Origin of the sequence: Streptomyces asoensis, from assembly GCF_013085465.1 — a bacterium.
Taxonomy (GTDB): Bacteria; Actinomycetota; Actinomycetes; order Streptomycetales; family Streptomycetaceae; genus Streptomyces; species Streptomyces cacaoi_A.
This window is the reverse complement of record NZ_CP049838.1, coordinates 3,461,742-3,475,132: the sequence shown is the minus strand read 5'-3', so window position 1 is coordinate 3,475,132 and position 13,391 is coordinate 3,461,742. Positions and strand designations below refer to the sequence as shown.

Annotated in this window: 8 protein-coding genes; 3 read left to right on the top strand and 5 right to left on the bottom strand. The window is 72.5% G+C overall.

All coding sequences use genetic code 11. The annotated features are described in order from the left end of the window. Positions 1–92: 92 nt before the first annotated feature. Positions 93–1,523, bottom strand: coding sequence for an MFS transporter (locus G9272_RS15510; RefSeq protein ID WP_171397132.1), 1,431 nt, complete (start codon positions 1,521–1,523; stop codon positions 93–95). A 101-nt stretch (positions 1,524–1,624) separates the two neighbouring features. On the opposite strand from G9272_RS15510, the gene G9272_RS15505 reads away from it, so the two are divergent. Next, the gene (locus tag G9272_RS15505) at positions 1,625–2,632 is read left to right on the top strand and encodes a helix-turn-helix transcriptional regulator (RefSeq protein WP_171397131.1); all 1,008 of its coding nucleotides are present in this window, start codon (positions 1,625–1,627) and stop codon (positions 2,630–2,632) included. On the opposite strand, the gene G9272_RS15500 is transcribed toward G9272_RS15505, so the two are convergent. Next, positions 2,622–4,067: an MFS transporter gene (locus G9272_RS15500; RefSeq protein WP_171397130.1), complete on the bottom strand. Its 1,446-nt coding sequence runs from the start codon at positions 4,065–4,067 to the stop codon at positions 2,622–2,624. The genes G9272_RS15505 and G9272_RS15500 overlap by 11 nt on opposite strands. A gap of 173 nt (positions 4,068–4,240) precedes the next feature. On the opposite strand from G9272_RS15500, the gene dusB reads away from it, so the two are divergent. Further along, a complete protein-coding gene (gene dusB / locus G9272_RS15495; protein WP_171397129.1) occupies positions 4,241–5,395 on the top strand; it encodes a tRNA dihydrouridine synthase DusB in 1,155 nt (384 codons plus the stop codon). A gap of 19 nt (positions 5,396–5,414) precedes the next feature. Here the strand turns inward: dusB and G9272_RS15490 are convergent, their stop codons facing one another. The 3 genes from G9272_RS15490 to G9272_RS15480 all read right to left on the bottom strand — a co-directional run bounded on the left by G9272_RS15490 (position 5,415) and on the right by G9272_RS15480 (position 11,722). After that, positions 5,415–7,517: a CDP-alcohol phosphatidyltransferase gene (locus G9272_RS15490; protein ID WP_437184367.1), complete on the bottom strand. Its 2,103-nt coding sequence runs from the start codon at positions 7,515–7,517 to the stop codon at positions 5,415–5,417. Between the two features lie 318 nt (positions 7,518–7,835). Next, positions 7,836–9,785, bottom strand: coding sequence for an amylo-alpha-1,6-glucosidase (locus G9272_RS15485; protein ID WP_171397127.1), 1,950 nt, complete (start codon positions 9,783–9,785; stop codon positions 7,836–7,838). Next, positions 9,782–11,722 (bottom strand): MGH1-like glycoside hydrolase domain-containing protein, encoded by a 1,941-nt coding sequence (locus tag G9272_RS15480; RefSeq protein ID WP_171397126.1) that lies wholly within the window; start codon positions 11,720–11,722, stop codon positions 9,782–9,784. Before G9272_RS15480 ends, G9272_RS15485 begins: the two co-directional genes overlap by 4 nt. Before the next feature lie 120 nt (positions 11,723–11,842). Here G9272_RS15480 and G9272_RS15475 point away from each other — a divergent pair, with 120 nt between their 5' ends. Next, positions 11,843–13,066 (top strand): ROK family protein, encoded by a 1,224-nt coding sequence (locus tag G9272_RS15475; RefSeq protein WP_171397125.1) that lies wholly within the window; start codon positions 11,843–11,845, stop codon positions 13,064–13,066. Positions 13,067–13,391: the final 325 nt, after the last annotated feature.

The following is a 13,391-nucleotide window of genomic DNA, read 5'->3' as shown; positions in this document are numbered from 1 at the left end:
AGCAAGGAGTGTGCAGCAATACCAACATCAACAGGGGTTTCGGCCCGTCGAGTTGACCAAGCCGTTCCCGAGCCCGGTCCGGGGCGCCGGAGTCACCCGACCTTGCGCGGCAGCCGCAGGCTCAGCAGCCCCGTCACGACGACCCCGCCCAACTGCACGACCAGCGTGGTGACCAGGGCGTCCCGCATGCCCATCCCCGGGACCAGGGAGAGGAACAGGGTGCCGAGGGTGGCCACGCCCAGCGCGAGCGAGGCCTGTTGGGTGGTCACCATCACCCCGCTGCCGACGCCCGCGCGGGCCGGTGGCACCTCGGACATCACGATCCGCATCACAACGGGCAGTTGGAGCGCCTGCCCCGCACCGGCGACCGCCGCGCCCGGCAGCAGCGCGACGAAGCCCACGTCCGGCCAGTCGGCGCGCACCGCCAGCAGGATGAGGACGACACCGACGCCCTGGACCACCGAGCCCGCCGTGACCACCCGGGCCCCGAACCGCGCCACCAGCCGTGGTCCGGCCAGCGAGACGAGGAAGAACGCCAGGGCCATCGGGGCGAGCGCCAGGCCGGCCGGCACCGGACCCAGCCCCGCCCCGCTCTGGAGCGCCACGGCGATGACGAACATGAACCCGCTGAAGCCGATCGCGAACGGCACCATGATCGTCAGTCCGCGCCGCAGCGTGGTGAGCGCGAACAGGCTCGGCGGCACCAGCGGGGTACGGCCCTGCCGGTCGGCCCGCCGCTCCACCGCGAGGAACGCGCCCGTCACCAGCGGGAACGCGGCCAGCGACAGCCACGTCCACAGCGGCCAGCCCGCCGCCCGGCCCTCGGTGAGCGGGGCGAGCAGCGTCAGCAGGGCGGCGGCGAGGAGCACGGTGCCGGGTCCGTCCGCGGGCTCGGGGTGCTGCGAGCGCGTCTCCGGGACGGTACGGACGGCGAGGACGAGCCCGACGACCACGACGGGGACGTTCACCAGGAACACGGACCGCCAGCCGCTGCCGGCGAGGTCCGCGGCGACGAGCACGCCGCCCAGGATCTGGCCCGCGACCATGGCCAGGCCGGCGGTCGCGCCGTACAGGCTCATCGCCTTGGCGCGACGCGGCCCCTCGGTGGACGACTGGATGGTGGCGAGCACCTGCGGAACCATCGCGGCGGCCGACGCGCCCTGCGCGACCCGCGCCGCGACCAGCGACCACGCGTCGGGCGCGAGCCCGCAGGCCAGCGAGGTCAGACCGAAGGCGGCCATGCCGCCCAGGAAGAGCCGGCGCCGGCCGAACAGGTCACCGAGCCGGCCGCCGAGCACGAGCAGTACGGCGTACGCGAGCCCGTAACCGGCGACGACGAGTTCGAGGACGGACTCGCTCGCGGCGAGATCCCGGCCCATGGTGGGCAGGGCGACGTTGACGATGAAGAAGTCGATCAGGGGAAGTGCCGCGCCGAGCAGCACGGTGAACAGCCCGAGCGAGCCGAGCGCGCGGGGCGCAGCGACCGTCCGTGCGGCGGCTTTGGTGGTGATGGTTTCAGTCACGCTCCCGAGCCTGCGCCGCCCCCCAGACGGGTACCAGATTCTTCTTATCCTGGTAGAAGGAGTACCTGGCAACAGGGTCCGGGCGGCCGCACGCTGGAGGCATGACGACGATGGCCCAGGAAGCACGCGCGCGCGAGACCCAGGCAATGCGCCGGGCTCAGGGGACTCGTGAGGCCCAGGAGGCCCGTGCGACGGAGGAGGCCCGCGAGCTCCAGAGGGCCCGTGAGTCGCGCGGGGCCGGCGGCTCGGAGATCCGGCGCCACGAGCTGGCCGCCTTCCTGCGCAGCCGCCGCGAGCGGATCACGCCCGAGCAGGTGGGTCTCCCGCGCGGAGCGCGCCGCCGGACCCCGGGGCTGCGCCGCGAGGAGGTCGCCCATCTCTCGGCGGTGGGCGTCACCTGGTACACCTGGCTCGAACAGTCCAGGGACATCCAGGTCTCGGTCCAGGTCCTCGACGCCCTCGCCCGCACACTGCTGCTCGACCCGAGCGAACGGGCCCACCTCTTCCAGCTGGCCGCCGCGACCGACCCGACCCCCGCCTCGTCGTGCGCCGGCGTCACCGACGCCGTACGCGAGGTGCTCGACCAGCTCGACCCGCTGCCCGCCTGCGTCCAGAACAGCCGCTACGACATCCTGGCCTACAACCGCACCTACGCCCATCTGCTCTGCGACCTCGACGCGATCCCGCCCGAGGACCGCAACTGCATGGTCCTCATCCACACCCACCCGCAGTGGCGCGAGTCGGTCGTCCACCTCGACGAGACCATGCGCCTGATGGCCGCGAAGCTCCGCGCCTCCATGGCCGGCCATCTCACCGAGCCCGCCTGGAAGATGCTGGTCAAGCGGCTCCAGTCGGAGTCACCGGAGTTCCGCGAGAACTGGGAGCGCTACGAGGTCGTCGCGACCCGCAGCAAGACCAAACAGTTCCGCAACCCCCACGTCGGCCTGCTCGACCTCACCCACACCGACCTCTGGCTGAGCCCGGAACTCGGGGCGCGCCTGGTGACGTACGCACCGGCGGACGAGGTGTCGCGGGAGCGGTTGGAGAAGCTGTACGCGTTCGCGCGGGTGCCGTCCGCCGAGACCGCCGAGAGCGGGGTCAGGCGCTGAGGCTCGCCGCCTCCCGGACCTCCGGCGACTCCAGTCGCCGCGCGGTCCGCTCCGCCGTCCGCCGGGCCCAGGATCCGGTGGTCACGGCGCCCAGGACGAGGACGACGACACCGCAGCCGGTGAGGATCCACCAGCCGGGGACGGCGGCCGAGACGAAGGTGTCGCGGTACGCCGAGGTGCTCACGCCCGCCGCCAGGACGGCGCCGATCACCGCGACGCCCAGCGTCTGGCCCAGCTGGCGGCTGGTGGAGGCGACCGCCGCCGCGACCCCCGCCTGACCGCGCGGCATGCCCGACACCGCCGTGTTCGTGATCGGCGCGTTCACGAACCCGAAGCCCACGCCGAACAGCACATACCCGAGGAACAACGTCACGTCGGACGTCTCCGCCTCGAAGACGGCGAACAGCAGCCCGCTCGTCGTGATCGCGGCGCCCGAGATCAGCAGCGGCAGCCGTGGCCCCCGGCTGCCGACCAGCCGTCCGGACAGCGGGGCGCACAGGAACATCGGCACCGCCATCGGCAGCATCCACAGCCCGGCGTGCAGGGCGTCGAGGCCCCGTACGTTCTGGAGGTACAGCGTGGACAAGAACAGGAAGCCGCCCAGCGCGGCGAACGCGCCGACCGCGACCACGGTCGCCCCGCTGAACGGGACCGACCGGAAGAAGCGCAGGTCGACGAGGGGGTCATCGCGCCGGGGCTCGTACCAGAGCAGTCCGATCAGCGCGGCCAGCGCCACCGCCGCGAAGGGGACGCTGGTCGCCGCGCCCGCCTCCGGGGCCTCGATGATCGCGTAGGTGAGGGGGCCGAACAGGGCGATGACCAGCAGCTGGCCGACCGGGTCGGGACGGCGGGCCTTGGGCGCGCGGGACTCGGGGACGTACCGCAGGGTCGCCAGCAGGGCGACCAGGCCGATCGGCAGGTTGAGCCAGAAGATCGACCGCCAGCCGACGGACTCCACCAGGAGTCCGCCCAGCAGCGGGCCCGCGGCCATCGAGATGCCCACGACCGCGCCCCAGACCCCGATCGCCCGGGCCCGCTCGCGGGGGTCGGTGAACGTGTTGGTGATGATCGACATGGCGACCGGGTTCAGCATGGAGCCGCCGACCGCCTGCACCATCCGGGCCGCGACCAGCAGCTCCAGGTTCGGGGCGAGCGAGCACAGCAGCGAGCCGATCGTGAACACGACCAGCCCGGCCATGAAGACCTTCTTGCGGCCGATCCGGTCGGCGGTCGATCCCGCGAGCATCAGCAGCACGGCCAGCACGAGCGTGTACGCGTCGATCGTCCACTGGAGGCCGGCGGTGGAGGCGTGCAGATCGCTCTGCATCGCGGGCAGGGCGACATTGAGAACGGTGACGTCGAGACTCACGATCAGCAGACTCATACAGCAGATCGCGAGGACCAGGAGACGTCGGCGAGGGCTGAGCTCGGGCATGCGAGCCATCGTACGCCGATATCAATAGTGCGCCTAACTAATGGTTGCTACACGATCCGTCGGTGGGGTGCGGGACGGGTGTGGTGCGGCTGCGGGGTGCGCACGGGGCGGGGTGCGGGGCGGGGGCGGGAACCCGCGGCCGGGCACGCCGTCCGATGCGTGACAATGGGTGGATGCCCACGACCGCGCCCACGAAGAACGCGACCCTCCGGATCGGCCCGCACACCGTCACCCCGCCGGTCGTCCTGGCCCCCATGGCCGGGATCACCAACGCTCCCTTCCGGACCCTGTGCCGGGAGTTCAGCGGAGGCAAGGGCCTGTTCGTGAGCGAGATGATCACGACCCGGGCGCTGGTCGAGCGCAACGAGAAGACCATGCAGCTGATCCACTTCGACGCGACCGAGAAGCCGCGCTCGATCCAGCTGTACGGCGTCGACCCGGCCACCGTCGGCAAGGCCGTCCGCATGATCGCGGAGGAGGGCCTCGCCGACCACATCGACCTGAACTTCGGCTGCCCGGTCCCCAAGGTGACCCGCAAGGGCGGCGGCTCCGCGCTCCCCTTCAAGCGCCATCTGCTGCGCGCGATCCTGCGCGAGGCGGTGAGCGGGGCCGGCGACCTCCCGGTGACGATGAAGATGCGCAAGGGCATCGACGACGACCACATCACCTACCTCGACGCCGGCCGGATCGCCGTCGAGGAGGGCGTCACCGCGATCGCGCTGCACGGACGCACCGCCGCCCAGCACTACGGCGGCACCGCCGACTGGGAGGCGATCGCCCGGCTGAAGGAACACGTCCCGGAGATCCCCGTCCTCGGCAACGGCGACATCTGGTCGGCCGAGGACGCGCTGCGCATGGTGCGCGAGACCGGCTGCGACGGCGTGGTCGTCGGACGCGGCTGCCTCGGCCGGCCGTGGCTGTTCGCCGACCTCGTGGCCGCCTTCGAGGGGCGGACCGAGGACATCGCCAGGCCCTCGCTCCGCGAGGTCGCCGACATCATGGTCCGGCACGCCACCCTGCTCGGCGAGTGGATCGGCGACGAGCCGCGCGGGGTCATCGACTTCCGCAAGCACGTCGCCTGGTACCTCAAGGGCTTCGCGGTCGGTTCCGAGATGCGCAAGCGGCTGGCCATCACCTCGTCGCTCGCCGAACTCCGGGCCGGTCTCGACGAACTGGACCTCGACCAGCCCTGGCCCACCGGCGCCGACGGCCCCCGGGGCCGCACCTCCGGCAACAACAGGGTCGTGCTGCCGGACGGCTGGCTGAAGGACCCGTACGACTGCTCGGGCATCAGCGAGGACGCGGAACTGGACACCTCCGGCGGCTGACACGACGCCCGTCGGCCGCTCAGCCCGACGACGGGTGCGGGGTCGAGCCGTACGCCTTCAGGAACCTGTCGCGGAAGGAACTCATCTTCCACACCGGGGCGTCGTGGGCCGGCTTCAGGCCGTCCGTCCAGTTCCAGGCGGCGATCTTGTCGAGGACCTTCGGGTCCTTGGCGACGATCGAGATCGGCACGTCCCGGCTGGCGTTGTTGCCGCTGACCCGGCTGATGGGCTGGTGGTCGCCGAGGAACACCAGGACGGTGTCGTCGGTGCCGTAGCGCGCCAGCCACTGGGTGAGGGCGGTCACCGAGTACTGGATGGACTTGCCGTACTCCTTCTTGGACCTGTCGGAGTCGGCGATGACGTCGGACGCCTTCTCACCGTCCGCCTCGATGTCCTTGAACACCGAGCCGTCGCCGAGCTCGTCCCAGCCGACCATCTTCGGGATCGGCGCCCAGGGCTGGTGGCTTGAGGTCAGGATGATCTCCGACATCAGCGGCTTGTCGCGGTCGGTGCGGCCGTGCTCCAGCCGCTGGAACGCCTCCAGGGCGTACTGGTCGGGCATGGTCGACCAGCTGAACTTCGGCCCCTGGTAGCCCATCTGGAAGGCGTTGTAGACCTTGTCCAGGCCGTAGAACTCCTGCTCCGGCCAGCCCTTCTGCACGCCCGGCATGATGCCGACCGTGTCCCAGGCGCCGGTCTTCTGGAACGCCTTGGTCAGGGACAGATGGTCGCTGGCCATGACCGTGCGGTAGCGCTGCTGGTTGTCGACCCACAGGCCGGACAGGGTGGTGGAGTGGCCGAGCCAGCTGCTGCCGCCGTACGTCGCCGAGGTCAGCCAGCCGCTCTTCGCGCTGAAGCCGGCCTTCGTCAGGGCCGCGGTGCCGGTTTCCAGCGTCTCGTCGACGCCCGGCGCCATGCCCGGATCCTCGATGGCGCTGCGGCCGTAGCTCTCGATGAAGGTGAAGATCACGTCCTTGCCGCGCAGGTCCGGCACGAGCTGAGCGGCCGGGGTGGCCCCGAACGTGTCGCTGCGGGCCACCTTCCCGAACGCCGCCTCGTCCCGGAGGGTGTCGCGGACCTGCCTGGCCTCGTTGGCGAGCGCGTTCGCGGTGCGGTAGGAGGCGACGGGCACCCCGGCGTTCTGAAGGCCCACGACGGAGCAGGTCACCCAGACCGTGGCGGCGATCAGTGTGGCCCGGGTCGCCACCCGGGTGTTGCGCACCATCAGGTTGCTGATCCGGACCGTCGCCATGGCCATGCCCGCGAACAGCAGGACGATGAGCAGGACGAGGCCGACCGCGGCGCCGACGGCCGTCGCCCGGCCCATCGAGTCCGCGACGTAGGACTGGGCGTCGTCCAGCAGGCCCCAGTCCAGGACGAGGTCGAAGTCGCGGCCCAGGTACTCGACGAACCCCATGTCGAGCAGGTTCAGCACGGTCAGCGCCCCGAGGAACACACCGCCCGTCGCCGCGACCACCACCCGCGGCCGGCGGGGCAGCGCCAGCAGCAGGGCCGCGCCCAGGATCGCCTCCCCGGGCAGCCGGGTGAACCGGTTGACCTGGAGGGCGACGAGCCGGTTCGGCAGCACCAGGGCCCCGAGGACGAGGACGAGGGACAGCACCGTCACCGTCCACCACAGCACCTGCGCGGCGCGCGGGTGCCGGGTCCGCCAGGCACGCCAGTGCGCGACCCGGGCCCGGAGACCGCGGGGCGCCGACTCGGAAGAGGCATCGCCGGAAGTGACTCCGGGCGGGTCTTCGGAAGTGACTCCGGACCGGTCTTCGGAAGTGACTCCGGACGGCGCCCCGGACGGGCCCTCGGATGCGGCGGCGGACGCCTCGGCCTTCGCCGGTTCTCCGGTGTCCGCCGGGTCTCCGGGCGGTGCCGGTTCTCCGGTCTCCGCCGGTTCTCCGGCCTTCGCCGGGTCTCCGGTCTCCGCCGGTTCTCCGGCCTTCGCCGGGTCTCCGGGCGGTGCCGGCTCTCCGGGCGGTGCCGGCTCTCCGGTCTCCGCAGGGTCTCCGGGCGGTGCCGGTTCTCCGGTCTCCGCCGGGTCTCCGGCCTTCGCCGGGTCTCCGGTCTCCGCCGGGTCTCCGGTCTTCGCCGGGTCTCCGGGCGGTGCCAACTCTCCGGTCTTCGCCGGGTCTCCGGCCTTTGCCGGGGCGCTGGGCGGTGCCGGTTCTCCGGTTTGCGCCGGGTCCTCGCTCTCCGTCGGTTCCACGGCTTCGGTGGTGTTGTCCTCGGGGTCTTGCGGTGTGGGCGGCTGGGATGAGCGAGTGGTGACAGGCACCCGAGGGTCCTTCCGTACGAAGCCCGGCGGTTCGGGGGATCCGGCATGGGGCCGGATCCGCCACAGTTTCGTACGGGCTGCCCTCGGCTCGCGTTCAGCCCCCCTCGGCCAGCGCTCGGCAAACACCGCGCAAACGGCGCGCCAAGCAGCCGGTCACGCGCCCCCGACCGCCGTGAGCAGCGCCAACGGGGCCGCCGCCGAACGGGACTCCCGTACACACGCGTGCGGGTACGGTACCGGCTCCGCGTGGGTGTCACGGCCGTAGCCCGCGAGCACCTCGGGGAGGCGGTGTCCGGTCGCGGTCGCCGCGTCGACCAGCGCATGGGCGACCGTACGGGCCTCGTCGTGCAGGCCGTAGCGGGCGAGGCCCAGCGTGATCAGCGCGTTGTCGTGCGGCCAGACCGAACCGCGGTGGTAGGAGAGCGGGTGGTACGCCGGCTGCCCGGACGCCAGGGTGCGCACGCCCCAGCCGGAGAAGAAGTCCGGTTCGAGCAGCCGCCGGCCGACGACCTCCCCGTACTCCTTGTCCAGCAGGCCCGACCAGAGCAGATGCCCGGCGTCCGAGGCGAGGGCGTCGACCTGGCGGCCCTCGCCGTCCAGGGCGAGCGCCGGGAAGGAACGCTCCCGCATCCAGAAGTCCCGCTGGAACCGGTCCCGCAGGTCGGCTGCCGCCTGTTCCAGCAGGGCCGCGTACTTCTCGTCCTCCCACACCGTGCGCGCCACCCACGCCGTGCGGCGCAGCGCGTCGTACGCGTAGCCCTGGGCCCCCGCCGCCAGCACCGCTCCGGTCGCGCGGGTGCCGTCCGCGGAGCAGATGGCGCCGGGGGAGTCCTTCCAGTTCTGGTTGGCCAGACCGCCCTGGTCGGCCCGGTACACCAGATAGCCGCGGGAGGTGAGCCCGCCGTGGTCCAGCATCCAGCCGATCGCCGCGCGGGCGTGCGGCTCCAGCCGGCGGGCCAGCGTCATGTCACGGGTCTGCTCGACATACGCGCCGAGGAGGACGAGGAACAGCGGGGTCGCGTCCACCGAGCCGTAGTAGCGGCCGTACGGGACCTGCTCGAAGTGGGCGAGTTCGCCGTGCCGCACCTCGTGCACGATCTTGCCGGGCTGGGACACCGTCCGCGGGCCGGTCTCGGTGGCCTGGGCCGCGGCGAGCGCGAGCAGCGTGGCGGCGGCCGGGCGGGGCCGGTAGGGGAGGGCGAAGAGCGAGGTGAGCAGGGCGTCACGGCCCAGCAGGGTCAGGAACCAGGGGGCGCCCGCCGCCGGGACGCGCAGTTCCTCGCCGTCCGGCCCGGTCGCCTGGACCTGGAGCGAGGCCAGGTCCGCGAGACCGCGCGCACAGGCCGCGGCCAGCTCGGGCCAGCCGGTCGGGAAGGCCACGCCCTCCACGAACTCGCCTTCCTGCGCGAGGAGTTGCCCGGTGACCGAGGCCGGTGAGCGGGGCACCCGCAGGGCCCGCTTCTCGCCGTGCGGCCGGGCCATCACCCGCAGGGTCAGCTCGGCGGAGCCGTGCGGCTCGAGCTCCAGCTTCCACACCAGTCGGCGGGCGCCGGTGCCGGTCTCCTCGACGCCGTCCGGCACGGGCTCGGCCGTCACCGTCGTACAGGACTTCCACTCACCGCGCCGGTAGGTGAACTCCACGCCGTCGTCGAGGACTTGGCGGCGGCGGACGACGCCGGTCTTCGCGTACGTACGGTGGTCGGAGCGTAGTTCGAACTGGTCGGTGAAGTCGGCGTCGGCGGTGACCGCGAGGCGGACCGTCGTCGGCACCGGGCGGTTGCTGACGACCCGCAGCGACTCCACGAACGAGCTGTCGCCGACGGCCTGTTCACGGAAGAGCGTGCAGGACGGCGGCTCGTTGCGGCCGCCGCGCGGGACGAGCACGCACCGCGTGGTGTCCCCGTCCGCGACCGGTGAGAGCACCTCCGGTACGGCGCCGTCGACCGTCAGCTGCCAGCGGCTGAGGTGCCGGGCGTCCCTGACGAACAACCCCTCGGGGGACCCGTCGGCCACCCCGGAGCCCCGTACACCGCTGATGTCCCCGCGGTCGCCCACGGCGGCGAACGTCCCGCCGTACACGAGCAGATGATGCCGGTCCGTCATCCCCGGTCCCCTCCCTTGAGAGCCGTGATATCCGTGCCGGCCGGGATTCCCGGGCCGGCCATGACACCCGTGCCTGACGTGGTGTCGTCGTGCAGCAGGTCGAGCGTGAGCGCGGCGGTCCAGCTGAAGCCGGTCGCGCCGCAGGCCTCGCCGGTGTACGGGTCGACGTACTCCGCGAAGTCCGAGGTGTCCGCGATGTCCAGCACGGCCCGGCGCAGGGCGTCCGCGCCGGCCTGGTCGCCGTGCAGCCTGAGGCCCCGCTCGAGCAGCCAGCTCGTGTTGAACCAGGCCGGGCCGCGCCAGTAGCGGTGCGGGTCGAAGGCCTCGCCGAGCAGGTCGTAGCTGGGCGCGAGGCGGGTGGTGGTGCCCAGGCCGAAGTGCGGCCCGCGCAGGGTGCGCACGAGAGCTGTGGCCACCTCGCGCGGCAGGCCGGGCAGAAGGAGGGGGACGAGACCGGAGACTCCACGCTCCGGGACGAGGGCGCCGGTGAGCGGGCGCCGGCCCGGGTCCGGATCCCCGCCGCGCAGATCACGGCAGAAGAACATGCCCTCCGCCGGGTCCCACAGCCGCTCGACGAGGGCCGCCGTGAGCCGCTCCGCACGCGCGTGCCGGGCCGTGCCGGTCGCGCCCAGCTCGAACGCGATGCGCGCGAGGGCGTGCTCGGAGGCGATGAGCAGCGCGTTGAAGGCGGGATCCTCGACGGCGAACTCCGCGCCTCCGGCGCCATGACCACCGGCACCGGGCCCGTCCTCGTGCCCGCCGTCCCGCTTCCGGCCGTCCTCGTCCCAGCCGTCCTGCACTCGGCCGTCGCGGTACCCGCCGTCCTGAACTCGGTGGTCCCGGTGTCCGCCGTCCTGCACTCGCCCGGCGCGGTAGCCGCCGTCCTGCGTCAGGCCGTCCTCGTCCCAGCCGTCCTGCACTCGGCCGTCGCGGTACCCGCCGTCCTGAACTCGGTGGTCCCGGTGTCCGCCGTCCTGCACTCGCCCGGCGCGGTAGCCGCCGTCCTGCGTCAGGCCGTCCTCGTCCCAGCCGTCCTGCACTCGGCCGTCGCGGTACCCGCCGTCCTGAACTCGGTGGTCCCGGTGTCCGCCGTCCTGCACTCGGCCGTCGTGGTTTCCGGCGTCCCGCACTCCGCCGTCGCGGTATCCGCCGTCCCGGTACTCCGTGGCCAGCCGCACGTACCGGCCGTAGTCCAGGTCCGTCGGACGGTCCTCGGGCGCCCCGTGGTCGAGGTCGGCGCGCCGGAAGGAGCGGGCCGGGGCCGGGGCGACCCGGGAGAGCGGCGCGTCCCAGCTCGGCGCGTTGTCCATGCCCTGCTCCCACGGATGGACGACGGACACCAGCCCGCCCCCGCCCAGGTCGCGCCGGTGCAGCAGATAGCGGTGCCAGGCGGCCAGCCGGGGGTACACCCGGGTGAGGAAACCGCGGGCGCGCGAGAGTCCCGGGTCGGCGCAGTGCACCAGCCAGGCCGCGAGCGCGTGCACCGGTGGCTGCACGATGCCGGAGGTCTGTACGGTGCGCGGGGCGCCCGCAGCGCGCCCCGCGGTCGAGGAGCGCCAGAAGTCCGGGCTCGGGAAGTACGCGTCGAGCGGCACGGAGGGGTTGAACACGATGTGCGGGATGCGCCCGTCGCCCCACTGGGCGTCCAGCAGCGTCTCCAGCTCCGTCTGCGCCCGGCGCGGCGAGACGTGCCGCAGGCCGATGGCGATGAAGGCCGAGTCCCAGGACCACTGGTGCGGGTACAGACCGGGTGAGGGAACCGTCGACGTGCCCGTCCAGTTGCCCGCCAGCACGTTCGCCGCCCTGCGGTGCAGAGCCGCGAGGTGCGGAGTCCCGGGTGCCGGCGCCCCGAAGTGCGGCGGACCCGGCGGACCCGCCGGATCGTATGCAACGGCGTACTCCGCCGGGCGGGCGATGAGCTGGGCAGTGCGATCCACTCGGGGCTCCCCGAAGACGACAAGGCCGACCGGTTCGGCAGTGGCTACCATAGGGTTACGTCTATTTAACACGCAAAACTCAATATGTAATGCAGGCTTGAGAAACACAAGGGGGTGCGCATGACGGGACGAGGCCAGGCCAGCGCCGGAGATCTGCTCGAACTGGTGCGCAGGGGACGGGCGACGACACGTGGTGCCCTCCAGCAGGCCACCGGCCTCTCCCGCGCCACCGTCGGCCAGCGTCTGGACCGCCTCTTCCGCGCCGGCTGGCTGCGCGAGGGGGCCGGCGGCCCGGTCGACTCCCCGCTGGGTGGTCGTCCCTCGATCACCCTGGAGTTCGACGACGCCCACGCCGTCGTCCTGGCGGCGGACCTGGACACGCGGCACGCGCGTGCGGCCGTGCTGACGTTGACCGGGGAGATCCTGGCCGAGCACGGCGGCACGCTGGTCATCGAGGACGGGCCGGACGCGGTGCTCGGCGAGCTGGGCGGCTGGTTCGCCGAGCTGCTGGAGAAGGCGGGCCACCGGCCGGACGAGGTGTGCGGCATCGGACTCGCCGTGCCCGGCCCGGTCGACAGCGAGACCGGCCGGGTCGTCCAGCCGCCGATCATGCCCGGCTGGGACGGCTACGACATACGGGGCCGCCTGTCCCGCGCCTTCACCGAACGGACGGCGGGCGGGAACGCGGGCGGCTACGGAGGCGCGGTGACGGTCCCCGTCCTCGTCGACAACGACGCGAACCTCATGGCGTACGGCGAACAGCGCACCGGATACGCCGACTGCTCGGCGTTCGTGCTGGTCAAGGTGTCGACCGGTATAGGCGCGGGGGTCGTGGTCGGCGGCTCGATCTTCCGGGGCATCGACGGCGGGGCCGGCGACATCGGGCACATCCGGGTGGGTGCGGAGGCGCTGTGCCGCTGCGGTTCCTACGGCTGTCTCGCGGCGGTCGCCAGCGGTGGCGCCGTGGCGCGGAGGCTGGCGGAGTCGGGGGTTCCGGCGTCGTCGGGATCGGATGTGCGCGACCTGCTCGCGGCCGGCCATCCGGAGGCGGCCGCGCTGGCCCGTGAGGCGGGCCGCCGGGTCGGGGACGTACTGGCGACCGTCGTGACGCTGCTCAACCCCGGGGTTCTGATGATCGCCGGAGATCTGGCCGGAACCGCCTTCCTGACGGGCGTGCGCGAGTTGCTCTATCAGCGCGCGCTGCCCCGCTCCACGGCTCATCTGGACGTGGTGACCTCGCGGCTGGGGGAGCGGGCGGGGCTGGTGGGAGCGGGTGCGCTGGTCGTGGAACACCTGTACGCGCCGGAGCGGGCCGAGGAGCGGTTGCTGGCGCTCGGCGTGTGAGGGACGCTCGTGTGACGGGACTCCCGGGAACCCCCGGGATGCTCGTGTGACGAGCAGGTTTCCACCCCTGGGCGGGTCTTCGGGTGCGTCCGCATCGTGAAATCGGGGCGTCCGCGCAAGGCTGATTCCAGCGTGATTCTCGCCACCCCTGAGGGGGGCAGTGCTCAGATGAGCGATTCAAGAGCGACTGCACTTCTCCAATGGGTGGCACTCAGTGCCACCCATTGATCGTTCATCGATCGAAATCAATCGTGCCGCACAGTGCTCATCTGAGCGTAATATGGGGCATGTGAGAGGCGCTCAGGAGGTGCTTGCGTTCAAGAAG

Bases quoted from the DNA above. Each gene is read 5' to 3' on its own strand.
- G9272_RS15505 (WP_171397131.1), top strand. From the start codon at position 1,625: ATGACGACGATGGCCCAGGAAGCACGCGCGCGCGAGACCCAGGCAATG.
- G9272_RS15500 (WP_171397130.1), bottom strand. From the start codon at position 4,067: ATGCCCGAGCTCAGCCCTCGCCGACGTCTCCTGGTCCTCGCGATCTGC.
- dusB (WP_171397129.1), top strand. From the start codon at position 4,241: ATGCCCACGACCGCGCCCACGAAGAACGCGACCCTCCGGATCGGCCCG.
- G9272_RS15485 (WP_171397127.1), bottom strand. From the start codon at position 9,785: ATGACGGACCGGCATCATCTGCTCGTGTACGGCGGGACGTTCGCCGCC.
- G9272_RS15475 (WP_171397125.1), top strand. From the start codon at position 11,843: ATGACGGGACGAGGCCAGGCCAGCGCCGGAGATCTGCTCGAACTGGTG.